Origin of the sequence: Jeongeupia naejangsanensis (assembly GCF_016865585.1) — a bacterium.
GTDB lineage: Bacteria > Pseudomonadota > Gammaproteobacteria > Burkholderiales > Chitinibacteraceae > Jeongeupia > Jeongeupia naejangsanensis.
Map to the genome: position 1 here is coordinate 134,085 of NZ_JAESND010000004.1, position 25,818 is coordinate 159,902.

Genomic DNA, 25,818 nt, shown 5'->3' on the forward strand with positions numbered 1-25,818 from the left:
ATTACGCACACGCCTTCAATTTCATTGGTGCCGCCGCTATGCGGCGGCTTCAGGGTCGAGGTCTTTCGGGACCGGCAGGCTGTCGTTCAGCACCGGTTCGGTCCCGCCATAACGCTGCCAGTGCCGCAGCTGATAGATGTAGGCCAGCACTTCGGCGGCAGCAGTATACAACGCGGCCGGAATTTCCTCGCCGAGGTCGGCGTGGTGATACAGCGCGCGCGCCAGCGGCGGCGTCCGTACCACGGTGACCTTGTGCTGCCTGCCGAGTTCAATGATGCGTTCGGCCAGCAGAAAGGAGCCCTTGGCGATGACGACCGGTGCACGCATTGCTTCGGTGTATTGCAGCGCCACTGCATAGTGGGTCGGGTTGGTGACGATGACGTCGGCCTTGGGGATTGCCGACATCATCCGCTTTCTGGCCGCCTCGCGCTGCAGCTGGCGGATCCGGCCCTTCAGTTGCGGATCGCCTTCGGATTCCTTCATTTCCTGACGCACTTCCTCCTTGGTCATGCGCAGGTTCTTGTAGTACTCCCACAGCTGGTAGGGCACGTCGATCAGCACGATGACCGCCATCGCGCCGACGACGGTGAACAGCGTGAACTTCGCCATGCCCCACAGGTAGGCTAGGCCGTTGTCGGGCGGCATGGCGATCAGCTGGACGAAATCGGCGCGTTCCTTCCACAGCACCAGCGCGGCGACGCCGCCGATCAGGCCCGACTTGAGGATGGCCTTGAACATCTCGACGATGCTGCGCACCGACAGCATGCGCTTGATGCCGCTGGCCGGATTGAGCCGGCCGAAGTTCGGTGCCATGGCCTCGGTCGAAAACAGCCAGCCGCCCATCAGCATCGGCGCCAGCAGCGCGGCCAGCGCACAGGCGGCAAACACCGGCAGACAGGCCCAGAGCATCGATTCGCAGGCCTTGATGAAGTGCGTGTGCATCTGCATCGGATCGACCAGCGTGGCGCGGCTGAAGGTGAATTCGCTGCGCATGACCTGCTTGAGCGAATTCAGCAGCGCCGGGCCGGTCATGGCGATCGCGACCATGCCGGTCATCAGCACGCTGAACGAGGCCAGTTCCTGCGAGCGCGGAATCTGCCCCTTCTTGCGCGCATCCTCGAGCCGTTTGGGCGAGGGCGGTTCGGTGCGTTCGAGATCTGAATCTTCAGCCATGGTGCGCGTACGTTACCGCGTAGTGGCCCGGTGTCGCCAGTGGGTGGTGCGAGCGGTCGCTTCGCACTTGGCATTGCTTTTGCTTTTATGTTGGCTCCTGCAGTCTGCTTCGAGTGTTTTCATGGCTACTTCCGTTACCAATCTGTCTTCCCCCGTCGGCACGGTGGCAACCAAGACCGCGCCGTCGCGCGATGCAGCGCAGGGGCAGGACTTCGGCAGCACGCTGGCCCGCGAGGTGGCCGCACGGCAGCCCACGCAGGCCCCGTCGGGCAAGGACACCCAGTCGACGCAGCAGGATGCCAGGGACGATGCGCCGGAGCCGGGCGACGCTGCCGCGCCTTGGCTGGCGCTGCTGCAGTCGATGGCGCAGGTGGTGACGCAACCGCTGCCGCAGGAAGAGGCGGTTGCCAGTGAAGCATTGCCCGACGCAGCGGTCGATCCGCTGGCCGCTGCCGTGACGCCGGGCGTCGTGGCGACGCTGCCGGCAACAGCGGGGGCCGACCCTGACGCAGGGGCACGGGCTACCGGCGTCCCGCTGCTGGCCAACGTGACGGCAGACGCTGCGAAGGGCGAAATCGGGGTGGACGAAATTGCCGCTCACGGCAAGCCCTTGCCGCTGGATCTTGCCGCAAGCGAGACCGACACGACCGAAGCAACGCCGGCCGAACTGCTTGCCGCCAGCCGCGCCGACCTGCCGCGTACGGCCGAAACGCAGCCGGTGACGAAGACCGAGAAAGCGACGCCGACGCACAATGTCGTCCCGCACGTCGGCGAGTCGCGCTGGGGTGACGCGGTGGCGCAGCGCGTGGCCATGATGATCGGCAAGCACGAACAGAAACTGGAGATGCAGCTCAATCCGCCCAATCTCGGGCCGATGGATGTGCAACTGACCCTGGCGCAAGACCAGGCCAGCGTCGTCTTCGCCAGCCAGCACGCCGCCGTGCGCGAAGCACTGGCCGCCGCGACTCCGCGACTGACGGCGCTGCTCGCCGATCAGGGCATCCAGCTCGTCAACGTCCAGGTGGCCAGCGACTCGCTGAACCAGCATGCGCAGCAGCAGGCCCAGTCGGGGCAGGACTCGGGTTCGTCGCGGCCTGAACCGCGTGGCACGAGCGGCAGCAATGCGGTCGAGCCGGCCGAGTTACGTGTCGATCTGGGAACGCGTCGTCTGCCGGTCAGCGGTGGCGGACTGAGCTTTTATGCGTGATGGCAGGCGCAAGGGCTTGTTTATAATTAACTATTAATCTTTGCTATAATCGCCGCGCTTACTGACAAGGCCCCGCTATGCCGGGGCCGTTTCGACTCGACCCGTTTCGATTCGATCCATTTACAGAATCGACGTCTCGTCGCCATCCAGGTGAATTCATGGCCGAAGCTCAAGCGGCGCCGAAAGGCAACAAAAAACTGATTGTCATCATTATCGCCGTCGTGGCCGTGCTGTTGCTGCTGACCGCTGGCGCCGCCGCTTTCCTGCTGACGCGCTCGGCCGATCATGGCGATGATGGTGGTGCCGAGACGCACGAGACGGGCAAGAAGAAAAAGGCGGAGAAGGACGCCGATCACCCGCCAATCTTCGAAAAGTTGCAGCAATTCACCGTCAATTTGAATTCGCCGGACGAAGATGCCATGCTCCAAACGGATATTGTCGTCGAAATGTCCGACGCCAAGAGCCAGGAGCGGATCAAGGCGCAGATGCCCAAGATCCAGAGTCAGGTGAACCAGCTGTTGCGCAGCAAGTCGCCGCAGGATGTACGTGCCGTCGACGGCATGACCAAGCTCGGCGCGGAAATCCGCAAGCTGATCAACCAGGCGCTGGGTGCCGAGGGTGATGAAGAAGGCGTGCTTTCCGTCAATTTCACCACGTTTATCGTTCAGTAACGGCGCTTGTATTCATGATCGTGCGAGCTTCGGGTTCCCGCTAAATGGCAGATGACATCCTTTCCCAGGAAGAGGTCGACGCGCTGCTGCGCGGTGTGACCGGGGAAGAAGACGAGTCCGACGAGGCCGGCGATGCATCGGCGGTGCGAACCTACGACATCGGCCGCCAGGAACGCATCGTCCGCGGCCGGATGCCGACGCTCGAAATCATCAACGAGCGTTTTGCCCGCAACCTGCGCATTGCCCTGTTCAATTTCATGCGCCGCAACGCCGAGATCAGCGTTGGCGCGGTCCGGGTCCAGAAGTACAGCGAGTTCATCCGAAACCTCGTTGTTCCGACCAACCTCAACCTGATCCAGATGAAGCCGCTGCGCGGCACCGGCCTGTTCATCTTCGATCCGGACTTCGTTTTTCTGGTTGTCGACAACCTGTTCGGCTCGGACGGCCGCTACCATGTCCGTGTCGAAGGGCGCGATTTCACGCCGACCGAGCAGCGCATCATCCAGCGCCTGCTCGACGTGGTGTTCGAGGAATACCAGAAAGCGTGGAAACCGGTGTTCGAGTGCGAGTTCAGCTATCTGCGCTCGGAAATGAACACCCAGTTTGCCAATATCGCGACGCCGACCGAAGTCGTCGTTGCCTACACGTTCCGGATCGAACTCGGCGCCAGCGGGGGTGACTTCCACGTCTGCCTGCCGTATTCGATGATCGAGCCGATCCGCGACACGCTCTACAGCACCATGCAGGCCGACCGGATCGAGTCGGACAACCGCTGGCTGAGCCTGCTGCAGACGCAGGTGCAGAACGCCGAAGTCGACCTGATCGCGACGCTGGGCAACGCCGACATCACGCTGGGCGACATCCTCAACCTCAAGGCCGGCGACGTGATCTCGCTGGAGATCCCGCAGGCCATCGTCGCCGAGGTTGATGGCGTGCCGGTGCTCGAATGCAAGTATGGTATTCTCAACGGCCAGTATGCGTTGAAGGTCAACCGGGTGCTCGGCACCCCCGACGGCGCGCAGGATGAAGCAGGTCAGGGGGAAAAGCATGGCTGATGAGAACACGCCAGACAACAGCCAAGCCGACGAGGTGATGGACGACTGGGCCGCGGCAATGGCCGAACAGGCCGCGAGCGAAAGCACCGAATCCGAACCGACCCAGGCGTCGGTTCAGGCAGCCGACATTTTCGAGCGTTTCGATACGGCGCCCGCCGCCGGTGCCGGTCGCGGCAATATCGACATGATTCTCGATATTCCGGTGACGCTGACGGTCGAACTCGGCCGGACCAAGATCGCAATCCGCAGCCTGCTGCAACTGGCGCAGGGGTCGGTCGTCGAACTCGACGGCCTTGCCGGCGAGCCGATGGACGTTCTCGTCAACGGTTGCCTGATCGCGCAGGGCGAAGTCGTCGTCGTCAACGACAAATTTGGTATTCGTCTCACCGATATCATCACGCCGGCCGAACGGATTCGCCGGCTGCACAAATAATTTCCATGCGTTTTCTTCCGTTCGCGCTTGCCGCGTTGCCGAGCTGTGCGCTCGCGCAGGCGGCATCGGTGCCGGCGTCGCTCGCAAGCAGTGGCCCCGGGCTGGGGCAGTTCGTCCAGGTACTGCTGATGCTCGGCCTCGTGCTGGCGCTGATCGTCGGCGCGGCGTGGCTGATGCGGCGTTTTTCGCTGCTGCCGGGCGGTCAGGCAGGCAACCAGTTGCGCGTCGTTTCCGGCGTGATGGTCGGGCCCAAGGAGCGGGTCGTGATCGTCGAGCAGGGCGAGACCTGGCTGGTGGTCGGGGTGACCGCGCAATCGGTCAACCTGCTGCACACCTTGCCGCGCCCGGACGATGCGCCGGTTGCCGGTGCACCGGTGCCACTACCGCCCTTTGCCGAGAAACTGGCCGCGCTGATGAAGAAGGCCAAGGCGTGAAGCGCGTCCTGCTTGCATCGCTGCCGATGTTCATCGCCGGCGCCGCAGTGGCTGCCGATCCGGGCCTGCCGTTCATGAATGCCACGCAGGCCACAGGCGGTACGGCCTACAGCCTGCCGCTGCAGACACTGCTGTTCCTGACGGCACTGACCTTCCTGCCGGCGATGCTGCTGATGATGACGGCATTCACGCGCATCGTCATCGTGCTGTCGCTGCTGCGGCAGGCGATCGGGACGACGATGGCCCCGCCGAACCAGGTGGTCGTCGGCCTGTCGCTGTTCCTGACGCTGTTCGTGATGGCGCCGACGTTCGACAAGATCTACGACCAGGCCTACCAGCCGTACTCGGAACAGAAGATCAGCTTCAACGAGATGGTCGACAAGGGCGTCGTGCCGCTGAAGGACTTCATGCTCAAGCAGACGCGGCAGAAGGATCTGGCGTTCTTCATCGACGTGTCGGGCATGAAGAAGCCGAATGGCCCCGAGGACGTCAGCCTGCGCGTGCTGGTGCCGGCCTTCGTGACCAGTGAACTGAAGACCGCCTTCCAGATCGGTTTTCTGGTCTTCATTCCCTTCCTGATCATCGACCTCGTCGTCGCCAGCCTCTTGATGGCGATGGGGATGATGATGGTGTCGCCGGTGATCATCTCGCTGCCGTTCAAGCTGATGCTGTTCGTGCTCGTCGACGGCTGGACCTTGCTGATGGGCTCGCTGGTGCAGAGCTTTTACCTGGGGTAGCGAATGACGCCGGAAACCGTGGTCACCGTGATGCAAAGGGCGATGGAGCTGATGGTGCTGCTCGGCGGGCCGCTGCTGCTGGCGATGCTGGCCACCGGCCTGATCGTCAGCATTTTCCAGGCTGCGACGCAGATCAACGAAGCGACGCTGTCGTTCATTCCGAAGCTGATCGTGGCCTTCATCGTCTTCATCCTCGCCGGGCCGTGGATGATCGAGACGGCGATGGACTATACGGTGCGGCTGTATCAGAGCATTCCGCAGCTGATCGGTTGAACCGGTGTTCACCGTTTCCCAGGCGCAAATCGAACTCTGGCTGGCCCTGTTCTGGTGGCCGTTCTGCCGCTTCTTCGGTCTGCTGATTGCCGATCCGATTTTTTCCAACAAGGTGGTGCCGGTACGCCTGCGCATCGGTCTGGCGATTGCGCTGGCGGTGCTGGTTGCGCCGGTCCTGACGCCGCCGCCGGGTATCGAAGTCGTGTCGCCCGCCGGCATCCTGATTGCGGTCAACCAGCTGCTGATCGGGGTGATGCTGGGGTTTGCGGTCAGGCTGATGTTCAACGCGGTCGACATGGCCGGGCAGGTGATCGGCCTGCAGATGGGGCTCGGCTTTGCCAGCTTCTTCGATCCGCACAGCGCGGCCAACGTGCCCATCGTCGCGCAGTTCATCAACATGATGATGCTGCTGATCTTCCTCGCCCTGAACGGTCACCTGATCGTCCTGCGCATCCTGATCGAGAGCTTTGCCGTTTTGCCGCTCGACGCCCGGCCGCTGGGGGCCGGTGGCTTTCGCCTGCTGGTCGAACAGGGCGGGGCGATTTTCCGTCTCGGGCTGATGCTGGCGATGCCGGTGGTGGGCGCCTTGCTGATCACCAACCTCGCCATCGGCATCATGACCCGCGCCGCGCCGCAGCTGAACGTGTTCGCGATCGGTTTTCCGCTGCTGCTGGCCATCGGAGTGGCGGCGATGTATGTGAGCCTGCCCTACATGGTGGTGCACGTCGAATCGATGCTGTCGGCGCTGACCCGTACCGCGGCGCAGCTGTTTGGCGCGCTCAGGCCGGGCTGATGCCTGCGCCGCCCGAGCGGAGACGCCACTCCGTTCATGCGTGCATGAATTCCCGACTGGTTTACTCGGTTATTGGTCGCCGCTATAATGGCTCAGCTTTCAATTAATTACCGGTTATCAGCCGCTCGGTGCTTATAACCGCTGGAGAGATATCTCGATGAACGCCCCGCAGTCCATCCCTGACGTGCAAAGCACCCCCGACCTTCGCAACATCGCGATCAACAAGGTCGGGATCAAGTCGATCCGCCATCCGGTCCGCGTGGCCGATCGCAGCGAGGGGGTGCAGCACACGGTGGCGACGTTCGACATGTACGTGTTCCTGCCGCAGCATTTCAAGGGCACGCACATGAGCCGGTTCGTCGAGATCCTCAACGGTCAGGAACGCGAGATTTCGGTCGATTCGTTCGAAACGATCCTGCGGCAGATGTGCGAGCGTCTCGAGGCGGACGCCGGCTATCTGGAAATGCGCTTCCCGTACTTCATCAACAAGACCGCACCGGTCTCGGGTGTCGAGAGTCTGCTCGATTACGATGTGTCGCTGATCGGCGAACTGAAGAACGGCGTCTTCACCCAGCAGCTCAAGGTCCTGGTGCCGGTCACCAGCCTGTGCCCGTGCTCGAAGAAAATCTCGCAGTACGGCGCGCACAATCAGCGCAGCCACGTGACGATCTCCGCGACGCTGGGCGACCATGTCTGGATCGAGGAGCTGGTGCAGATCGTCGAGGCGGAAGCCTCGTGCGAGCTCTATGGCCTGCTCAAGCGCCCGGACGAAAAGTTCGTCACCGAGCGCGCCTACGAAAATCCGAAGTTCGTCGAGGACATGGTTCGCGACGTCGCTGCCCGGCTGAATGCCGACCCGCGCGTTGTTGCCTACACGGTCGAGTCGGAAAACTTCGAGTCGATCCACAATCACTCGGCCTACGCACTGATCGAGCACGACAAGCGCTAAGCAGCATACATGCCGTCACAACGGGGCCTCAGGCCCCGTTTTTCATGGGCGCTTGCAGCGAGATGGCCGGTGTGACCGTAGTGTTGCCGCTGCTGTCGACAACGCGCGCCGCCAGCGAGTAGCTGTGGCCGTCGCTCGGCAAGGCCAGTTTGACGCGTGCCGACAAGGGCCCGCTGCGGCCAAGCAACGGGCTGGGGCCGCCGCCGACGACGTAGGCGCTTGCATCACCCTGCCACGACAGACTGACCACGGGCCGGCTCGTCTGGACGTTCAGGGTTGCGCTGCTCGTTGCCGGTTCGGCCGAGAGACTGGCGCTGAACGTCGCCTCGGGCACTTGTTCGGTCGGCCTTTGCAGCGCCACCGCGCTGTTGCGCTCGACAAACTCGTTGCGCTTTCGGGCCAGCGACGTCGGAGCTGCATTGCTGCGCAGCTGCTTGGCCAGCGGCACGCCCAGCTGATAGCTCAGCATGGCCTGGATCTGCCAGTCGCTGACCTCGGCGTCGTCGCGCTGTACGCTGGCGCCGAGGCGCAGCAGCGGCATCGGCTGGTAGTTGAGCGCGGCGGTGAAGGTCGACGGATTGTCGCGCGCTTCGTCGTTATCGGGCAGGGTGATGCCGTCACCGTGGTAACGCGCAAACGTCACGCTGCCGACCAGCTGCGGATAATCGGGCAGATAGGCCTTGGCGCTGAGATCGAAACCCGGCGCCGCGCGCTCGCTGCCGTCGCCCTGGCCGACGGGGAGATAGGCGTTCACGGCGAACTGCAGATTGCTGCCGCTACTGCTGCTGCCGATCCCGATCCGGGTGGTGTCGTCGCCGATGGCCTGATCGACGAAGGCGCTGTAGTCGGTCAGCCAGTTGCCGTACTGCTCCCGCTGGACGATGCCGAGATTGCCGACCAGCTGATCATTGCTGCTGTTGACGCCGAACTGGGCAAAACGGCTGGACTGCAACTGCTGGTCGATCGGCAACAGCATCTCGGCGTTCGAGTCGCCGATGCGCCCCCGGTCGTCGAGCTGGGTACTGATCCGGGCCTGCCCGTACCGGTCGAGCAGCGATTCTAGGCCGGTACCGCTGTGGTCGAGCAGGGTCGAGCGCCAGCCGTATTCGCCGCCCTGAAGCGATTGCTCGGCGATCGTCGCCAGCGCCTGTGTGCTGTCCTGATGTGCAATGCCGCCGCCGATGTCGGGCAACGGATTGCCGGCAGCATCGGACGGAAACGGCGCGTCGGCAGCCCAGCTGTGGGCCGCGACCAGCAGAAGGATCAGCGTGTGGCGCATGGACGAACGAGGAGGGGGGAAGGTTGGATTCTGACAAAACACCAGCCGTTCGCCCCGTAACAATGTCGGCTTGTGCCGGTCCGGCAGGGCTTCGCGTATCATCCGCAGCTCACTGATGGGGACGGATCGTGTACATCCTGTTGATCGGCTATCTCTACGTCGTGGTGATGTTCGCCGCGGCCAGCGGCAGCGTGGCCAAGGCTTTGGTCTGGATTTTCCTGCTCGGCGTGCTGCCGACGTGGCTGCTGGTCTGGCTCAAGCGCCGCGGCCAGATCGTACGCGAGCGCAAGGAGGCCGAGGGTGAAGGTGATGACGAAGGGCGCAAGCGTAGCGACGACTGAGGTAAAAATCCGGCCTCCCTGCATAGCGAGGCCGGATCGTACACGACAGGCTACTTGGCAGGCGCTTCTTGCGGTGCCTGCAGATGCCGTTCGATCGGGCGCGGCACGCGCAGCACCAGGCGCGGATACGCCGTGAGGTCGATGCCCAGCTCGTTGATGTCCGACAGCAAGCCCTGCCGCTCGGTTGCCGTCTTGCCGCCGCCGGAGACGGAGTCGGCCAGAATCGCGTCCAGATTGTTGGTTGCGTCGGCGTAGTTGATGCGCTGGGCCCGATCGAGGAAGGCCGTGAAGTTGATGTAATCCTTCGAGGCCGGATCCAGCACCGAGTTTTTCAGCGCCGCGACGTAGCTTTCGTACTTGAAGTTGAACGAAATTTTCTCGACCTTGCTGCAAGAGGTCGTGAACGCGGTCTGCTCCGACGTCACGTCTATATGGAAGAACTTCACCTTGGGCACGTAGACGGTCGTGCCACCGGTGCTGTCGATCGGCACCGCCTCGTGGCACTGGCCGAGCAGGGTGGTCGAGAAGCTGCGTTCCTTCTGGTCCCAGCTGCTGCGCAGCGTGTTGCCGACCCCCTGCATGAATTTCGCGACCGACTCGATGACGCCGGACGGCACCACCGCTGCATCGAAGATCAGCTTGATGAAGTCGGTGCTGAATTCGGCCAGCACCTGGGTGTTGGTGAAGGTTTCGGTAGTGATCTTGAAGCTGGAAAGCCCGCCCGCATCCACCAGCAGTTTCTGCATCTTGTTGGTCACCGGCAGGTCCCACTGATTCTTGGGCTTCGGGTCACCGGGCAGAATGAATTTCGGATCCTTCAACTGCGCCGCGTAGACGTTCTGCCGGATCGTGGCGAAGTAGCTGGCGATCTTGTCGCAGACGTTCCGGCCCGTCAGGAATTGCGGATTGCCGGTGACGAAGCTGCTGGAGAGATTGACGAAGCTCACCAGGCCATCCGAATCCTCGAAGGCTTTCTGGTCCGCATCGCCGGCTGCCAGCAGCAGGGGCCCGGTCTCGGGGCCGATGATTTGTGCCAGCTGATCAAACGCGTCATGCCGGTTGATGGCCAACTGGTCCTTGGACTCGAGGGCAGCGACATCCGCTGCGCGCGGCCCCTGAAGCAGGTGGGCGTTCGAGGGCGGATACTCGTCCGGGCAATTGCAAACCACTGCGTTGCTGTTCTCGCCGGGTACGATGGTGCGCGGAATTGCGGCGTTCGGGATCCAGAAATAGGTGCCGGTCGGGCGGTATTCGGTGCCGTTCGGATTCACCGGATGGCCACCGGCCGGCGCGGTGCCTACGACAGCCACCGGGAGTTGCCACGAACCCGGCGGGTTCGTCGAAACAGGGCAATAGAACGAGCCTGTTGCGAGGCGCCGGACTTCGTAGTGGTGATGCGGCGTAGTGGAGAAATTCCAGCGATCGGTGACGTCGCTGTAGTAGCCGTCGCGATCAAGACGCCAGACCTGAACACCGTGCCAGCCGGCGATTTGGGTACCCGGTAGAGAAATTACGCGCATTTCAAAGCTCCAGAAACGGTTGGGATTCACTCTGCCGTTGCGGCATTGACGGCAATATAGGTAGCGGTTTTTCCGGCTTATGTGCCACCGATTGCGTATTGACGCCGCACCAGCGAAGCGAGCTGGCGGGTCGACCGGACGCCCAGTTTTGCCATGGCGTTTTGCCGGTGTTTCTCCACCGTCCGGGCGCTGCTGTTCCTGAGTCGCGCGATCTGCTTGGCCGAATGGCCGTGGCACGCCAGCCCGAGCACTAGGCGTTCGGTGGGGGTCAGGGGTGTCGATGAGGGAAGGGCGAGGAGCAACTGCTGGATCAGCGCGCCGGGCAGGTCGATGCACGCCAGCGAGCGGGTGCTGGCCAGTTCGTTTTTTTGCTTGATGCGGCTGCCATGCCGGCGGACCGTATCGACGCTGATGCCGAGCAAGGCGGCGATCTGCTTGTAGGACTTTCCGTCAATGATGAGCGACTGGATGCATTGCTCTCGCGGCGTAAGGGCCTGATTCCGGTCAGGCACGGCACAGGCAAGGCGCAAGCGCCCGCGCGACTCCTCCGAATGGAATCGGCCTGTCTATTCCCCTGCTCCTTGGCGGTTGTCGGGTCGATGGCTATCTCCCCGCAAAACCGTAGCAGCGAAAGGGTGGTGTTTTTGACTAATTTACATTTTATGACAGCTAATGGTCATTGAAAGGAAGTGGCGCTCGCCGAAACGCGGATCACGCTGGCGTGGTGCACGGCCGGGCAGCGGACGGGCGATTGCCGCAATTGGCCCGGGAAGCCTGCCGGGGCTGAAGGCGGGGAGCGGCGGGCCTGGTGTGGGCGGATCACGCCGGAGCCGGCTGCGAGCTGCCGGATGTGGGATGGATGCAGGGCGCCCGGGCGGCACTATCGCACCCTGTTGCCGGAACGGGCGGCAAATCAGCCGAGCGAGGCGGTCAGTCCTGCAGCCAGATCAGGCTGGCCATGCGTCCGGTGGTCCGGTCGCGACGGTAAGAGAACCAGCGTGCCGGATCCGACACCGTACACAGCCCGCCACCATATACGCGGGTGATGCCCAATGCGGCCAGCCGCTGGCGGGCCAGCAGTTCGATGTCCGCCCAGTACTTGCCCGCTGCCGTTGCGGGGCGAAAAGCTTGGGCTGCCTGTGCATCGTGTGCGGTGAAGGCGTCGAGGACGTCGCTGCCGACTTCGAACGCATCACGGCCGATGGTGGGGCCGAGCCAGGCCATCAAGGATTCGCCCGGCACGTGCATCGCGGCAACGGTGGCTTCGAGCACGCCATTGCACAGGCCGCGCCAGCCGGCGTGCGCCGCGCCGACAACCGTGCCCTGATCGTTGCACATCAGCACGGGCAGGCAGTCGGCGGTCATGATCGCGCAAACGGCACCGGTACCATATGCGATGCTGGCGTCGGCGGTGTTGTCGGCTTGCGGCTGGCCGGCGTCGAGCACCGTCGTGCCGTGCACTTGCGTCAGCCACAGTGGCACCGCCGGCAGGCCGGCGGCCAGCGCGGCGCGGTTGGTGGCGACCGCTTGCGGATCGTCACCGACATGATCGCCGAGATTGAAACCGGCATAGGGCGGCAGGCTGACGCCGCCGGACCGCGTCGTCTGCAGCGCGCGAACGCGTGCCGGCGCGGGCCAGTCGGGAATCAGGGCGTATTCAGTCGCGGACATAGACCAGTTCCATATCGTGGTCGTCATCGTCGTCCCAGTCGTCGTCATCGACATCGTCGGCACCCGCTTCGACCCGTAGCGCCGCCAGCAGTCCTTCGAAATCGGCCGGCAGCGGCGATTTCCAGGTCATCGTCTTGCCGCTGGCCGGATGAACGAGGCTGAGCTTTTTGGCGTGCAGCGCCTGCCGACCGAAATCCTCGAGCGCGAGCATGATCTCGGGCGCGAACAGCTTGGCGCGGCCGCCGTAGACCGGATCGGCTGCAAGCGGATGACCGACATGCGCCATGTGCACGCGGATCTGGTGGGTCCGGCCGGTTTCGAGCTTGCATTCGACCAGCGTGTGCGCGCTGAAACGCTCGAGCACGCGGTAATGCGTGACCGCAGGCTTGCCGGTGCCGACGACGGCCATCTTGGTCCGCTCGCGCGGATGCCGACCGATCGGCGCATCGACGCGGCCATCGCGCTTGACGAGGCCCTGGGCGATCGCAAAGTAATGGCGGCTGACCGTCCGGGCCTGAAGCTGCTGTACCAGCGATGTCTGTGCCTGCAGCGTGCGGGCCACGACCATCAGGCCGCTGGTGTCCTTGTCCAGACGGTGGACGATGCCGGCGCGCGGCACGCTCTTGAGTTCCGGATAGTGGTGCAGCAGGCCGTTGAGCAGAGTGCCGGACCAGTTGCCGCTGCCGGGATGAACGACGAGGCCGGCGGGCTTGTTGATGACGATGATCGTCTCGTCTTCATAAAGCACGTCGAGCGGAATGTTTTCGGCCTGGAAGGCGACTTCGTCGGGGTTGGCCTGGATCTCGACCGTGAGCGTCTCTCCACCCCAGAGTTTCAGCTTCGGCAGCGCCGGCTGGCCGTCGACGGTGACCAGACCGTCCTTGATCCAGCTGGTGAGGCGGCTGCGTGAGTAATCGGGCAACATCTGCGCCAGCGCGGCATCGAGACGCTGGCCGGCGACATCGGCCGGTGCGGTCAGGACACGCGACTCGCTTATGTCGCTATAATCGTCGGGTTCTAAATCAGGATGCATCATGGGCAAGATTCTACCGCGATTCCTGGCGTGCGCTTCGGTCGCCGTGCTGTTGGCCGGCTGCGCGTCGACGCCGACGGACGATGACGAAACCAAGGGCTGGACCGCAGAAAAGCTGTACAGCACCGCCAAGGCCGAACAGGCCGATCGCAACTTCGAGAAATCGACCAAGCTCCTGGAAAAGCTTGAGGCACGCTATCCCTACGGCCGCTACGCGCAACAGGCGCAGCTCGAGGAAGCGTACAACCATTACAAGGCGCAGGAGCCGCTGCTCGCACAGGCTGCGATCGATCGCTTCATCAAGAGCAATCCGGTTCACCCGAGCATGGATTACGCGCTGTACCTGAAAGGGCTGGTGAGCTTCAACGAGATGCAGGGCTTCCTGTCGGCGATCTCCAAGCAGGACATGTCCGAACGGGATCCGAAGGCTGCGAAGGATTCGTTCGAGGCATTCCGGGATCTGGTGCAGCGTTTCCCTGAAAGCAAGTACGCGGCCGACGCGCAGGTGCGCATGGGTTACCTGATCGGCGCACTGGCCAGTTACGAGCTGCATGTCGCCAAGTATTACTACAAGCGCGGTGCCTATCTGGCTGCCGCCAACCGTGGCAAGTACCTGATCGAAACCTACTCGAATACCAAGCAGGTCGAAGCAGGGCTGGCGATGATGGTCCTGAGCTATGACAAGCTCGGCCTGAACGACCTGCGCGACGATGCCAAGCGCGTGCTGCAGAAGAACTATCCGAACACGCAAACCCTGACCGAGGACTTCCTGGAAGACCCGTCGTGGTGGACGCCGTTCTGATCAAAAAAGTGTAAAACGGGTTTTGTCGAAAAATAATTCAAAAAGGGCTTTACAAGGACAAAACCTGTTTATATACTGTGCATCTCTTTTGGGGGGTATAGCTCAGTTGGGAGAGCGCTTGCATGGCATGCAAGAGGTCATCGGTTCGATCCCGTTTACCTCCACCAGATTGAAAATCGGCCGCTTAGGCGGCCGATTTGAATTTAAAGCAGTAAGCAGCGAAAGTTAAACGACGTCCCCATCGTCTAGAGGCCTAGGACACCACCCTTTCACGGTGACTACCGGGGTTCGAATCCCCGTGGGGACGCCAAAAGAGCAGTAAAGTTGAAGTTACAGTGCACCCGTAGCTCAGTTGGATAGAGTATCTGGCTACGAACCAGAGGGTCGGGCGTTCGAATCGCTCCGGGTGCACCACTTCTTCAACCGCAGTCCCCATCGTCTAGAGGCCTAGGACACCACCCTTTCACGGTGACTACCGGGGTTCGAATCCCCGTGGGGACGCCAATACATGAAACGGTCTGACAGCAATGTCAGACCGTTTTTTTTCGTCCATCGGATTCGGTCAGCTGCTGGCGGCGGCATCGGCGATCAGTCGGGTGATCTCGATCGGGCTCGACACCAGCGATGCATGGCTGGCGGGAAGCGAAATCGTCGTGGCCTTCATCCGTTCGGCCATCCAGCGCTGCGCTTCCGGTGGAATCATGTGGTCGTTTTCCGAGATCTGGTACCACGACGGGATGGTTTTCCAGGCCGGAACGGTGACCGTGTCCTCGAAGCAGCGTCCGGCAATCGGTTTCTGCACCGCTGCCATCAACCGTGCATCGGCTTCGCTGCAGTCCTGCGCAAAACTTTCCCGGAACAAGGCTGGATCGATCCACAGCAGGCCGTTCGGCTGCGGCCGGATGCTCTGTGCACCGGCAGGTGCGGCCTGTCGCGAGAAAATGCCGCCCAGGCTTTCGCCTGTATCGGGTGCAAACGCGGCAATGTAGACCAGCGCAACGACGTTGCCGATGTTCGATGCCGCCTCGCTGATCACCGCGCCGCCGTAGGAGTGGCCGACCAGCACCGTGGGCACATCTCGCATCGAAAGCAGGTTGCGGGTGACTGCTGCGTCGTCGGCAAGGCTGCTCAACGGCAGCTGGGCCGCGGTGACTTCGAATCCCTCAGCTTCCAGCAGCGGTATCACCTTGCTCCAGCTCGAGCCATCCGCCCAGGCGCCGTGAACCAGTACAACCCGGAGTTGTGTTGCCATGCCAATGCTCCTGATGCGCGACGATAGGCGGCGGGAGGGGGGATGTCGCGCCGATCCGCTTCCGGCCCCGATGTGCCAGCTTAGGTGCTGTGGCCGTGATCCGCAGCCCGTTGGCCTGCTCAGCCGCCGGGCGTTGCTTCGGCGAATCCGGTTTCGGCAACGACGACGGCCGTGTTCGTTCCGTCCAGTGTTGCCGCAATGTGCTCGGGCAAGGGCCGGTCGGTAAAGAACTTGTCGACGGCCGAGAGCGGCCCGACGCGCATCATGGCCCTGCGCGTGAATTTGCTGTGGTCGGCAACCAGCCAGACTTCACGGGATTGCGCGCAGATGGCCTGCGTCACGCGCACTTCGCGGTCGTCATAATCGAGCAGCGTGCCGTCATCGTCGATGGCCGAAATGCCAATGATGCCGATGTCGACCCGGTACTGGCGGATGAATTCGATCGTCGCTTCGCCAACGATGCCGTGATCGTGCGCGCGGACCTGACCACCGGCAACGACCACATCGGCGTTGCCGTGCCCGGACAGGATCGCCGCGACGTTGAGATTGTTGGTGACGACGCGCAAGCCTGCGTGGCCGACCAGCGCCTTGGCAACTTCCTCGGTGGTCGTGCCGATATTGATCAGCAAGGAGCGGCCCGGTGCCAGGTGCCGGGCGACGGTGGCGGCGATGCGCTGTTTGGCGTCCAGATGCAGGGTCTGGCGCAGCCGGTAATCGATATTGTCGATCGACGAGGGCAGGCTGACGCCGCCGTGGTAACGCACCAGCAGGCGCTCCGCTTCCAGCGTGCCGATGTCGCGGCGGATGGTTTGCGGGCTGACACCCAGTGTTCGGGCAAGCGTGTCGATCGATACATCACCGAACCGGCGCACGCATTCGATGATCTGGCGGTGGCGGGGCAGCATGGGCCGTCATTCCGAAAACAAATGAACACAAAACAACAATAGTGCTTTCGAATTCCAACTTGTAGTTGCTTTCTTCGTGACTACAATTCGAGCAGGCGAGGCCTTGAAAGGAGGCGTGTAAGCCATGTTCGCGCAGTCCATCCCCGAGCGTTGCGATCTTTTGATCGTCGGTGGCGGCATCAACGGCGCCGGCATCGCACGCGATGCCGCCGGGCGGGGGCTGAGCGTGGTGCTGTGCGAACAGGATGATCTGGCCGGCCATACGTCGTCGGCGAGCACCAAGCTGATCCATGGCGGTCTGCGCTACCTCGAGTACCGCGAGTTCGGTCTGGTGCGCAAGGCCCTGCAGGAGCGTGAAACGCTGTTGCGGATGGCGCCGCACATCATCTGGCCGCTCCGTTTCATCATGCCGCACGACGCGCACCAGCGTCCGGCATGGCTGATCAGAACCGGGTTGTTTCTCTACGATCATCTGGCAAATCGCCGCCTTTTGCAGGCATCGTTGTCAATTTCTCTGACCGAGCATGTTGCTGGCGGCGCGCTGAAACCGGCGTTGTGTCGCGGCTTCGAGTATTCGGACGGCTGGGTAGACGACGCACGGCTCGTCGTGCTGAATGCACTCGATGCCTACGAGCTGGGCGCGGTCATCCTGCCCCGGACGCGTTGCAGTGCCATCGCGCCCGCCGGCGATCGCTGGTCGGCCACGCTGCGCACGGCGGAGGGCGGCAGTGCGCGGGTCGATGCCGCTGCCATCGTCAATGCAGCTGGCCCCTGGGCGGCCGAACTGGCCCGTCTGGCGGCACCCGATGCAGAGCGCGCCACGCTGCGGCTGATCAAGGGCAGTCACATCGTCGTGCCGAGGCTGTTCGATCATCCGTATGCCTACCTGTTCCAGAATCCGGACAAGCGCATCATTTTCGCGATTCCGTTCCAGCGCGAATTCACGCTGATCGGCACTACCGACGTGGATTTCACCGGCGATCCGGCCAGGGTGGCGATCAGCGACGACGAGGAGCGCTATCTGTGCGAGATGGCGAGCCGCTATTTCGCGCGGCCGGTGACGCCGGCCCAGATCGTCTGGCGCTACTCGGGCGTACGGCCGCTGCTGGACGACGAGGTCGGCACCGCTGCGGCGGTGACGCGCGATTACCGGCTGCAATTGTCGCCGGACGGCCCGCCCTTGCTGCATGTATGGGGCGGCAAGATCACCACCTATCGCCGTCTGGCCGAGGATGCCGTGACGCAGCTGTTGTCACGGCTGGGCCGTGCGGGGCCCGCATGGACCGCCGCGCGACCCTTGCCCGGCGGCGACTTCGACATCCCGGGTGTACTGAGCGTGGCACCGGATTTCGACGCCTTTCTCGCGCGCTTTCGCGGCCGTCACCCGTGGATTCCCGATGCCTTGTCCGAGCGTTACTGCCGGCTGTACGGCAGCCGTGCCGAACGGCTGATCGGGGATGCGGTGGTCATGGCGCAATTGGGCACGGAGCTGGTGCCGGGACTCTATGAAGCGGAAGCGCGCTATCTGATCGACAACGAATGGGCCCGCAGCAGCGAAGACCTGCTGTGGCGGCGCACCAAGCTGGGATTGCACTGCCTGCAGGGCGATGTGCAGCGACTCGATGCATGGCTGGCCAAGCAGGCGGCGGAAACGCCAAGCAGGCTCAGCGCATAGGCGGGAGGGAGTGTGGTTCTCGAACTGGAACACGTCAGCCACCTCGTCGGCGGCCAGACGCATCTGTACGACATCGACCTGAAGCTGGTGCCCGGTGCGATCAATGTACTGCTCGGGCCGACGCAGGCCGGCAAGACCACGCTGATGCGCATCATGGCCGGGCTGGACCGGCCCACAAGCGGCCGGGTACGCGTCGACGGCAAGGACGTGACCGGCGTCGGCGTGCGCGAACGCAATCTGGCGATGGTGTACCAGCAGTTCATCAACTATCCGGCGATGAGTGTGTTCGACAACATCGCCTCGCCGTTGCGACTGCAGCGGGTCGCCGCCGCAGAGATCCGTCGGCGCGTGCACGAGGTCGCGGCCAAGCTGCACATCGATCATCTCCTCGACAAGCGCCCCGGCGAACTGTCGGGCGGCCAGCAGCAGCGTTGTGCGCTGGCGCGGGCGCTGGTCAAGCGGGCGTCGCTGGTCCTGCTTGACGAGCCCTTGGTCAACCTCGACTACAAGCTGCGCGAGGAATTGCGCACCGAACTGGCCGCACTGTTCGCCGACGGCCAGACGACCGTCGTCTACGCCACGACCGAACCGCAGGAGGCACTGCTGCTCGGTGGCCATACCGCGCTGGTCCACGGCGGCCGGGTGTTGCAGCACGGCGAGACGCTGGCGGTCTACTCGACGCCGGCCAGCGTCGATGCGGCGGTGGTGTTCAACGATCCGCCGATGAATCTGCTGCCGGCGCGCTTTGGCGACAACGGCCGACTGCAGTTGCCGTTCGGCGTCGAGGTGACGCTGGCGCGCGATGGCCTTCCGGCCGGCGAGTGCCGGATCGGCATCCGCCCTAGCCAGTTGCGGCTGGCGCCGGTGTCGGGCAAGGCCATCACCGTGTCCTGCGTGCTCGAGCTGGCCGAGCTGTCGGGGTCGGAAACCTATCTGCACCTGAATACCCGCCACGGCGATACCCATCTGGTGGCGCAGCTGCAGGGCGTACATGCACTGGCGCTAGGCTCCGCGGTCGATGTGCATATCGAGCCGGACGAGCTGTTCGTCTTCGGCGAAGACGCGCAGCTGGCGTCGGCCCCGCCGGGAGTCATCCATGGCGTGCATTGAGTTCCGCGACCTCGGCCATGCCTACCGGCCGAATCCGGCAACGGCGGGGGATTACGCGCTGCAGCCGATGAGCATGGACTGGGCCGACGGCGGTGCGTATGCGCTGCTCGGGCCATCGGGCTGCGGCAAGACCACGCTGCTCAACATTGTCTCCGGGCTGGTGACGCCGTCGCACGGCCGGGTGCTGTTCGACGGCCGTGATGTCACCGCGCTGGGCGCGCGCGAGCGCAACATCGCCCAGGTTTTCCAGTTTCCGGTGATCTACGACACGATGACCGTGTTCGACAATCTGGCGTTCCCGTTGCGCAACCGCGGACTCGCCGATGCCGAAATCCGCAATCGCGTGCACGAAGTGGCCGAGATGCTTGAACTCTCAAACGAGCTGAAGCGCCGCGCGGCCAACCTCGCCGCCGACGCCAAGCAGAAGATCTCGCTCGGCCGCGGTCTGGTGCGCAAGGACGTCGCGGCGATCCTGTTCGACGAGCCGCTGACGGTGATCGACCCGCACCTGAAATGGGCGCTGCGGCGGCAACTGAAGAAGATCCACCAGCAGCTGAAACTGACGCTGATCTACGTGACCCACGATCAGGTCGAGGCGCTGACCTTTGCCGACGAGGTCGTCGTAATGACCGACGGCCGCGTGGTGCAGCAGGGCACGCCGGAGGCGCTGTTCATGCGCCCGGATCATGCTTTTGTCGGCTACTTCATCGGCAGCCCCGGCATGAACCTGTGCCCGCTGTCGCTGGCAGGCGAGGCCGCCACACTTGGCGGCCAGCCGCTGGCGCTGCCCGAGCCCATGCTGCGGGCCTTGCGCGAGGCCGGCGACGAGATCCGGCTCGGCCTGCGTCCCGAGTTCGTCCGGCTGGCGGCGGCGGGCGAGGCCGGTGCGGTGCGGGCCCGCGTGGTGCAAGCGCAGCCACTCGGCAACAGCCTGCTGCTCAGCGCCAGCGTCGACGGCCAGCTCGTCCGTGCCCGGCTGGCACCGGAAACACGGATCGGCGGCGACGAGGTCTGGTTGCGGCTGGTCGCCCCGGAAACGCTGTATTTCAGCAACGACGTGCGGATTGCGGGGTAAGGAGGCGGCGATGAGCAAACCCGTCAACCAGAAGGCGCTGCTGCTGATCGTGCCGATGTTCGTCTGCGTGGCGTTCTCGGCCATCATGCCGCTGATGACCGTGGTCAACTACTCGGTGCAGGACATCATCAGCCCGACGCAGCACGTGTTCGTCGGCACCGAGTGGTTCCGGATGATCCTCAACGACCCGGACCTGCAGGACGCGCTGGTCCGGCAGCTGGTGTTCTCGCTGTGCGTGCTGCTGATCGAGATTCCGCTCGGCGTCGCGCTGGCGCTGGCAATGCCGGCCGCGGGCTGGCGGGCGTCGGCGACGCTGGTCGTCGTGGCGATGCCGCTCCTGATTCCGTGGAACGTCGTCGGCACGGTCTGGCAGATCTTCGGCCGCAGCGACATCGGCCTCGGCGGTTACGTGCTGACGCAGCTCGGCATCGATTACAACTACACCGCGCATACGCGCGATGCCTGGCTGACGGTGCTGGTGATGGACGTCTGGCACTGGACGCCGCTGGTCGCGCTGCTGGCGTACGCCGGTTTGCGGGCGATTCCGGATGCGTTCTACCAAGCGGCCGAGATCGACGGTGCGAGCCGCTTCGCGGTGTTCCGCTACATCGAGCTGCCGAAGATGCGCGGCGTGCTGATGATCGCGGTGCTGCTGCGCTTCATGGACAGCTTCATGATCTACACCGAGCCCTTTGTCCTCACTGGCGGCGGGCCCGGCAACGCGACGACCTTTCTCAGCCAGTACCTGACGCAGAAGGCCGTCGGCCAGTTCGATCTCGGCCCGGCGGCGGCGTTTTCGCTGATCTATTTCCTGATCATCCTGCTGTTCTGTTTCATCCTCTACAACTGGATGCAGCGGCTCGGCCAGGGAGATGGCCATGCGTAAAAGCCGCGTCCTGCCCCGTGCGATCACGCTGACGCTGTACGTACTGTTCACGCTGCTGCCGCTGTACTGGATGCTGGCGATGTCGCTGCGCACCAACGAGGAAACGCTCGGCGCGTTCTCCTTCCTGCCGATGGCGCCGACGCTCGACAACTACCGCGTCATCTTTACCGATCCGTCGTGGTACTGGGGCTATCTCAATTCGATCAGCTACGTGCTGATCAACACCGTGCTGTCGGTGCTGGTCGCGCTGCCGGCCGCGTACGCGTTCTCGCGCTACCGCTTCCTCGGCGACAAGCACCTGTTCTTCTGGCTGCTGACCAACCGGATGACGCCGCCGGCGGTGTTCCTGCTGCCGTTCTTCCAGCTGTATTCGAGCATCGGCCTGATGGACACCTACTGGGCGGTTGCGCTGGCGCACATGGTGTTCAACGTGCCGCTGGCGGTGTGGATCCTCGAAGGTTTCATGTCCGGCGTCTCGCGCGAGATCGACGAAACCGCCTATATCGACGGCTACAGCTTCCCGGCGTTCTTCATCCGGATCTTCCTGCCGCTGATCAAGGCCGGTGTCGGCGTCACGGCGTTCTTCTGCTTCATGTTCAGCTGGGTCGAGCTGCTGCTGGCGCGCACGCTGACCTCGGTCAATGCCAAGCCGATCGCCGCGGTGATGACGCGCACCGTTTCGGCCGCCGGCATGGACTGGGGCGTGCTGGCCGCCGCCGGCGTGCTGACGCTGGTGCCCGGCGCACTGGTGATCTGGTTCGTCCGGCACTACATCGCCAAGGGCTTCGCGATGGGGAGAGTCTGAAATGGGCTGGATGATGTGGACCCCCGAGGTCGCGGCCTTCTTCGGCTGCATCGCACTGATGCTGGTGGTGATGACGGTGCTGGAAATCCGCTGGCCGACCATCGAGCGCAAGGGCTGGCTGCCGATCGCGACCACGCGCGGCGACCGGCTGTTCATCGGACTGCTGCTGGCCGCCTACGTCAACCTCGCGTGGGTCGGGCTGTCGGCCGAGGAAGCCAGCGTGTGGCCGGGCTTCGGCGCATCGATGCTGTTGCTGGGCCTGGTGATGTGGAAGGGGTGAGGTGGACGCGCAGATTGTGTAGCGGATGTTTCGGTACTACAAAAATCACCAGCGGCCCGCCGATCACCCCGCAGCGGCCACCGCAACGACGAGCACGCGGGGCGGATCAGGAGAAGAAGATGAATGGCAGATTGCGAGTGAGTGTGCTTGCCGTTGCAAGCCTCTTTTCAGTTCCTCCGGCGCTGGCCGGCCCGGCCGAAGCACAGCGCTGGGTCGACAAGGAATTCCAGCCCAGCACCCTGAGCAAGCAGCAGCAGCTCGACGAGATGAAATGGTTCATCGACGCCGCAGCCAAGCTCAAGGCCAAGGGCGTCAACGAAATCAGCGTGGTGTCGGAAACGATCACCACCCACGAGTACGAATCCAAGGTGCTGGCCAAGGCCTTCACCGAGATCACCGGCATCAAGGTCAGCCACGACATCATCCAGGAGGGCGACGTCGTCGAGAAACTGCAGACGTCGATGCAGTCGGGCAAGTCGATCTACGACGGCTGGATTTCCGACTCCGACCTGATCGGCACGCATTACCGCTACGGCCAGATCATTCCGCTGTCGGACTACATGGCCGGCGCCGGCAAGCAGTGGACCAATCCGGGGCTGGACGTGAAGGACTTCATCGGCACCAAGTTCACCACCGCGCCGGACGGCAAGCTCTACCAGCTGCCCGACCAGCAGTTCGCCAACCTGTACTGGTTCCGCGCCGACTGGTTCGCGCGCAAGGACCTGCAGCAGAAGTTCAAGGCCAAGTACGGCTACGACCTCGGCGTGCCGGTGAACTGGACCGCCTACGAGGACATCGCCAACTTCTTCACCAACGACGTGAAGGACCTAGACGGCAAGAAGGTCTACGGCCACATGGATTACGGCAAGAAAGACCCGTCGCTGGGCTGGCGCTTCACCGATGCCTGGCTGTCGATGGCCGGTACCGCCGACAAGGGCCTGCCGAACGGTCTGCCGGTCGACGAGTGGGGCATCCGTGTCGCCGCCGACAAGTGCACGCCGGTCGGTGCGTCGGTGTCGCGCGGCGGCGCGACCAACAGCCCGGCCGCGGTGTACGCGCTGACCAAGTACATCGACTGGATGAAGAAGTATGCGCCGCCGCAGGCGATGGGCATGACGTTCTCCGAGTCAGGCCCGGTGCCGGCGCAGGGCCAGATCGCCCAGCAGATCTTCTGGTACACGGCGTTCACCGCCGACATGACCAAGAAGGGCCTGCCGGTGGTCAACGACGACGGCACGCCGAAGTGGCGCATGGCGCCGGGACCGCACGGGCCGTACTGGAAGGACGGCATGCAGAACGGCTATCAGGACGTCGGCTCGTGGACCTTCTTCAAGTCGACCGATCCGAACCGGATGGCCGCGGCGTGGCTGTACGCGCAGTTCGTCACGTCGAAGACGGTGTCGCTGAAGAAGTCGATCACCGGGCTGACCTTCATCCGCGATAGCGACATCCGCAGCGACTACTTCACCAGGAACGCCAACCGCTACGGCGGGCTGATCGAGTTCTACCGCAGCCCGGCGCGCGTGGCGTGGACGCCGACCGGGACCAACGTGCCGGACTATCCGAAACTGGCGCAGCTGTGGTGGAAGAACGTCGCAACCGCGGTCACCGGCGAGAGGACGCCGCAGGCGGCCATGGACAATCTGGCCGAGGAAATGGATCAGGTGATGGGCCGGCTGCAGCGCGCCGGCATGAAGGTGTGTACGCCCAAGCTGAATCCGAAATCCGACCCCAACAAGTGGCTGTCGGACAAAGAGGCGCCATGGAAGAAGCTGCCGAACGAACGCCCGAAGGGTGAAACCGTCGGCTACGACCAGCTGCTCGACGCGTGGAAGGCCGGGCGGGTGAAGTAAAACCGCAGCGCCGGGAAGCCCGATATTCCCGGCGCATTTCTTCGGGCCGGCGCGTAGAGTCGACGGCTCGTCAAAAGCAAGCAAAGGGTGGGGCATGCCGTATCTGATGGCGCTGGACCAGGGCACGTCGAGTTCGCGCGCGGTGATCTTCAACGAGCGCGGCGAGATCGTCGCCAGCGCGCAGCGCGAGTTCACCCAGCATTTTCCGCAGCCGGGCTGGGTCGAGCACAACCCGCAGGAAATCTGGCAAAGCCAGCTGCAGACCTGCCGCGAGGCGATCGCCAAGGCCGGCATTCGTGCGGCCGATATCGCAGCACTCGGCATCACCAACCAGCGCGAAACCACGCTGCTGTGGGATCGCCGTACCGGCGAGCCGGTGTTCAACGCCATCGTCTGGCAGGACCGCCGCACCGAAACATTGTGCGACGCCTTGCGCGAGGCCGGGCTGGGTGACGCGGTGCGCAGCAAGACCGGTCTGGTGATCGACCCGTACTTTTCCGCTACCAAGGTGCGCTGGCTGCTCGATCAGGTGCCCGGCGTACGGGCAAGGGCAGAGCGCGGCGAACTCGCTTTCGGCACCGTCGACAGCTGGCTGGTGTGGAAGCTCACCGGAGGCCGCCTGCACGTTACCGACGTGACCAACGCATCCAGAACGATGCTGTTCAACATCCATACGCAGCAATGGGACGACGAACTGCTTGCCGCCTTCGGCATCCCGGCGGCGCTGCTGCCCGAGGTCGGCCCGTCGAGCCATGTTTACGGCAAGACCGAACCCGAATGGTTCGGAACGCCGGTGCCCATCGCCGGCATCGCCGGCGACCAGCAGTCTGCCCTGTTCGGTCAGGCGTGCTTTACGCGCGGCAAGGCCAAGAACACCTATGGCACCGGCTGTTTCATCCTGATGCACACCGGCGATGCCGCCGCGGAATCGCAGAACGGCCTGATCAGCACCGCTGCGTGCAGTGTCGGCAGCACGCCGCAGTACGCACTCGAAGGCAGCGTCTTCATCGGCGGTGCGGTGGTGCAATGGCTGCGCGACGGGCTGAAGGCGATTTCGAGTTCGTCCGACATCGAGAATCTGGCGTTCTCGGTGCCCGACTCGGGCGGCGTAGTGTTCGTGCCGTCGTTCACCGGTCTGGGGGCGCCGTACTGGGTTCCGACCGCACAGGGCGCCATCGTCGGGCTCAGTCGCGGCACCACGGTGGCCCATGTTGCGCGTGCCGCGCTGGAGTCGATTGCCTTCCAGAGCAACTCGGTGCTGGCCGCAATGCAGCGCGATGCAGTCTCGCCGATTGCGGAGTTGCGCGTCGACGGCGGCGCGGCGGCCAACAACCTGCTGCTGCAGTTTCAGGCCGACCTGCTCGGCATTCCGGTGGTGCGGCCCAAGGTCATCGAATCGACGGCACTCGGCGCCGCGTATCTGGCCGGACTGGCGACCGGACTGTTTGTCAGTGCGTCCGATCTGGACGCGCAGCGGCAAATCGACCGGACCTTCATGCCGAGCATCAGTCGCGACGAGGCGGCGCAGCGGATGGCGCAGTGGGAAATCGCGGTCGAACAGGCAATGCTGCCCGCCAGGCGCGCTGCCGGCACGGGCTGAGGCACG

The 25,818-nt window shown here is 63.8% G+C and carries 27 protein-coding genes and 4 tRNA genes; 23 read left to right on the forward strand and 8 right to left on the reverse strand.

The features are described 5' to 3' along the window. Window positions 1-36 precede the first annotated feature (36 nt). On the reverse strand, window positions 37-1,173 hold the full coding sequence (gene flhB / locus JMJ54_RS10160; protein WP_203538346.1) for a flagellar biosynthesis protein FlhB: 1,137 nt from the start codon (window positions 1,171-1,173) through the stop codon (window positions 37-39). 121 nt (window positions 1,174-1,294) lie between these two features. Between flhB and JMJ54_RS10165 the strand changes: the two genes are divergently transcribed. From JMJ54_RS10165 to folE2, 9 genes are all read left to right on the forward strand, one after another. Continuing rightward, window positions 1,295-2,380: a flagellar hook-length control protein FliK gene (locus JMJ54_RS10165; protein WP_203538348.1), complete on the forward strand. Its 1,086-nt coding sequence runs from the start codon at window positions 1,295-1,297 to the stop codon at window positions 2,378-2,380. 158 nt (window positions 2,381-2,538) lie between these two features. Continuing rightward, window positions 2,539-3,051, forward strand: a complete 513-nt coding sequence (locus tag JMJ54_RS10170) for a flagellar basal body-associated FliL family protein (RefSeq protein ID WP_203538351.1) — start codon at window positions 2,539-2,541, stop codon at window positions 3,049-3,051. Between the two features lie 44 nt (window positions 3,052-3,095). Then, complete coding sequence (fliM, locus tag JMJ54_RS10175) at window positions 3,096-4,106, forward strand: flagellar motor switch protein FliM (RefSeq protein WP_203538353.1); 1,011 nt, start codon at window positions 3,096-3,098, stop codon at window positions 4,104-4,106. Further along, window positions 4,099-4,539: a flagellar motor switch protein FliN gene (fliN, locus tag JMJ54_RS10180; RefSeq protein WP_203538355.1), complete on the forward strand. Its 441-nt coding sequence runs from the start codon at window positions 4,099-4,101 to the stop codon at window positions 4,537-4,539. Before fliM ends, fliN begins: the two co-directional genes overlap by 8 nt. Window positions 4,540-4,544: 5 nt before the next feature. Further along, window positions 4,545-4,973: a flagellar biosynthetic protein FliO gene (fliO, locus tag JMJ54_RS10185; protein ID WP_203538357.1), complete on the forward strand. Its 429-nt coding sequence runs from the start codon at window positions 4,545-4,547 to the stop codon at window positions 4,971-4,973. Beyond that, window positions 4,970-5,710 (forward strand): flagellar type III secretion system pore protein FliP, encoded by a 741-nt coding sequence (gene fliP / locus JMJ54_RS10190; RefSeq protein ID WP_308437997.1) that lies wholly within the window; start codon window positions 4,970-4,972, stop codon window positions 5,708-5,710. Before fliO ends, fliP begins: the two co-directional genes overlap by 4 nt. Before the next feature lie 3 nt (window positions 5,711-5,713). After that, the gene (gene fliQ / locus JMJ54_RS10195; RefSeq protein ID WP_203538360.1) at window positions 5,714-5,983 is read left to right on the forward strand and encodes a flagellar biosynthesis protein FliQ; all 270 of its coding nucleotides are present in this window, start codon (window positions 5,714-5,716) and stop codon (window positions 5,981-5,983) included. A 4-nt stretch (window positions 5,984-5,987) separates the two neighbouring features. Beyond that, entirely contained in the window at window positions 5,988-6,776 is a 789-nt protein-coding gene (gene fliR, locus JMJ54_RS10200) for a flagellar biosynthetic protein FliR (RefSeq protein ID WP_203538362.1), read from the forward strand. A 157-nt stretch (window positions 6,777-6,933) separates the two neighbouring features. Further along, on the forward strand, window positions 6,934-7,725 hold the full coding sequence (gene folE2, locus JMJ54_RS10205) for a GTP cyclohydrolase FolE2 (protein WP_203538364.1): 792 nt from the start codon (window positions 6,934-6,936) through the stop codon (window positions 7,723-7,725). A gap of 28 nt (window positions 7,726-7,753) precedes the next feature. Here the strand turns inward: folE2 and JMJ54_RS10210 are convergent, their stop codons facing one another. Next, the gene (locus tag JMJ54_RS10210) at window positions 7,754-9,004 is read right to left on the reverse strand and encodes an inverse autotransporter beta domain-containing protein (RefSeq protein ID WP_203538366.1); all 1,251 of its coding nucleotides are present in this window, start codon (window positions 9,002-9,004) and stop codon (window positions 7,754-7,756) included. A gap of 128 nt (window positions 9,005-9,132) precedes the next feature. Between JMJ54_RS10210 and JMJ54_RS10215 the strand changes: the two genes are divergently transcribed. After that, entirely contained in the window at window positions 9,133-9,345 is a 213-nt protein-coding gene (locus JMJ54_RS10215; RefSeq protein ID WP_203538370.1) for a hypothetical protein, read from the forward strand. Between the two features lie 50 nt (window positions 9,346-9,395). Here JMJ54_RS10215 and JMJ54_RS10220 read toward each other — a convergent pair whose 3' ends face one another. From JMJ54_RS10220 to rluD, 4 genes are all read right to left on the reverse strand, one after another. Continuing rightward, entirely contained in the window at window positions 9,396-10,865 is a 1,470-nt protein-coding gene (locus JMJ54_RS10220; protein ID WP_203538371.1) for an Evf family palmitoylated virulence factor, read from the reverse strand. Between the two features lie 77 nt (window positions 10,866-10,942). Beyond that, the gene (locus JMJ54_RS10225; RefSeq protein WP_203538372.1) at window positions 10,943-11,395 is read right to left on the reverse strand and encodes a LuxR family transcriptional regulator; all 453 of its coding nucleotides are present in this window, start codon (window positions 11,393-11,395) and stop codon (window positions 10,943-10,945) included. A 400-nt stretch (window positions 11,396-11,795) separates the two neighbouring features. After that, complete coding sequence (gene pgeF, locus JMJ54_RS10230; protein WP_203538373.1) at window positions 11,796-12,536, reverse strand: peptidoglycan editing factor PgeF; 741 nt, start codon at window positions 12,534-12,536, stop codon at window positions 11,796-11,798. Beyond that, on the reverse strand, window positions 12,523-13,572 hold the full coding sequence (gene rluD, locus JMJ54_RS10235; RefSeq protein WP_203538374.1) for a 23S rRNA pseudouridine(1911/1915/1917) synthase RluD: 1,050 nt from the start codon (window positions 13,570-13,572) through the stop codon (window positions 12,523-12,525). Before rluD ends, pgeF begins: the two co-directional genes overlap by 14 nt. Here rluD and JMJ54_RS10240 point away from each other — a divergent pair. The 5 genes from JMJ54_RS10240 (at window position 13,571) to JMJ54_RS10260 (ending at window position 14,875) form a co-directional block, all read left to right on the forward strand. Beyond that, complete coding sequence (locus JMJ54_RS10240; RefSeq protein ID WP_203538375.1) at window positions 13,571-14,371, forward strand: outer membrane protein assembly factor BamD; 801 nt, start codon at window positions 13,571-13,573, stop codon at window positions 14,369-14,371. The genes rluD and JMJ54_RS10240 overlap by 2 nt on opposite strands. A 91-nt stretch (window positions 14,372-14,462) precedes the next feature. Further along, window positions 14,463-14,538, forward strand: a tRNA-Ala gene (locus tag JMJ54_RS10245). A gap of 67 nt (window positions 14,539-14,605) precedes the next feature. Continuing rightward, a tRNA-Glu gene (locus JMJ54_RS10250) sits at window positions 14,606-14,681 on the forward strand. Between the two features lie 27 nt (window positions 14,682-14,708). After that, window positions 14,709-14,785 (forward strand) — tRNA-Arg (locus tag JMJ54_RS10255). Window positions 14,786-14,799: 14 nt separating this feature from the next. Continuing rightward, window positions 14,800-14,875: transfer RNA gene (locus JMJ54_RS10260), tRNA-Glu, on the forward strand. 58 nt (window positions 14,876-14,933) lie between these two features. Here JMJ54_RS10260 and JMJ54_RS10265 read toward each other — a convergent pair. Both JMJ54_RS10265 and JMJ54_RS10270 read right to left on the reverse strand, forming a co-directional pair. Then, complete coding sequence (locus JMJ54_RS10265) at window positions 14,934-15,623, reverse strand: alpha/beta hydrolase (protein WP_203538376.1); 690 nt, start codon at window positions 15,621-15,623, stop codon at window positions 14,934-14,936. A 119-nt stretch (window positions 15,624-15,742) separates the two neighbouring features. After that, window positions 15,743-16,528 carry a DeoR/GlpR family DNA-binding transcription regulator gene (locus JMJ54_RS10270; protein ID WP_203538377.1) on the reverse strand — a complete coding sequence of 262 codons (786 nt, stop codon included), beginning with the start codon at window positions 16,526-16,528 and terminating at the stop codon, window positions 15,743-15,745. A 124-nt stretch (window positions 16,529-16,652) separates the two neighbouring features. Between JMJ54_RS10270 and glpD the strand changes: the two genes are divergently transcribed. From glpD to glpK, 8 genes are all read left to right on the forward strand, one after another. Further along, complete coding sequence (glpD, locus tag JMJ54_RS10275; protein WP_203538379.1) at window positions 16,653-18,203, forward strand: glycerol-3-phosphate dehydrogenase; 1,551 nt, start codon at window positions 16,653-16,655, stop codon at window positions 18,201-18,203. A 12-nt stretch (window positions 18,204-18,215) separates the two neighbouring features. Continuing rightward, window positions 18,216-19,313, forward strand: a complete 1,098-nt coding sequence (locus tag JMJ54_RS10280; RefSeq protein WP_203538381.1) for an ABC transporter ATP-binding protein — start codon at window positions 18,216-18,218, stop codon at window positions 19,311-19,313. Beyond that, complete coding sequence (locus JMJ54_RS10285) at window positions 19,300-20,388, forward strand: ABC transporter ATP-binding protein (protein ID WP_203538383.1); 1,089 nt, start codon at window positions 19,300-19,302, stop codon at window positions 20,386-20,388. Before JMJ54_RS10280 ends, JMJ54_RS10285 begins: the two co-directional genes overlap by 14 nt. Window positions 20,389-20,398: 10 nt before the next feature. Next, on the forward strand, window positions 20,399-21,274 hold the full coding sequence (locus JMJ54_RS10290) for a carbohydrate ABC transporter permease (RefSeq protein ID WP_203538385.1): 876 nt from the start codon (window positions 20,399-20,401) through the stop codon (window positions 21,272-21,274). Continuing rightward, a complete protein-coding gene (locus JMJ54_RS10295; protein ID WP_203538387.1) occupies window positions 21,267-22,079 on the forward strand; it encodes a carbohydrate ABC transporter permease in 813 nt (270 codons plus the stop codon). The genes JMJ54_RS10290 and JMJ54_RS10295 overlap by 8 nt, the downstream gene beginning before the upstream one ends. A gap of 1 nt (window position 22,080) precedes the next feature. Continuing rightward, window positions 22,081-22,359 carry a DUF2160 domain-containing protein gene (locus JMJ54_RS10300; RefSeq protein WP_203538389.1) on the forward strand — a complete coding sequence of 93 codons (279 nt, stop codon included), beginning with the start codon at window positions 22,081-22,083 and terminating at the stop codon, window positions 22,357-22,359. A gap of 119 nt (window positions 22,360-22,478) precedes the next feature. Then, window positions 22,479-24,212 carry an ABC transporter substrate-binding protein gene (locus JMJ54_RS10305; protein ID WP_203538391.1) on the forward strand — a complete coding sequence of 578 codons (1,734 nt, stop codon included), beginning with the start codon at window positions 22,479-22,481 and terminating at the stop codon, window positions 24,210-24,212. A 94-nt stretch (window positions 24,213-24,306) separates the two neighbouring features. Beyond that, window positions 24,307-25,812, forward strand: a complete 1,506-nt coding sequence (glpK, locus tag JMJ54_RS10310; RefSeq protein ID WP_203538393.1) for a glycerol kinase GlpK — start codon at window positions 24,307-24,309, stop codon at window positions 25,810-25,812. Window positions 25,813-25,818 lie beyond the last annotated feature (6 nt).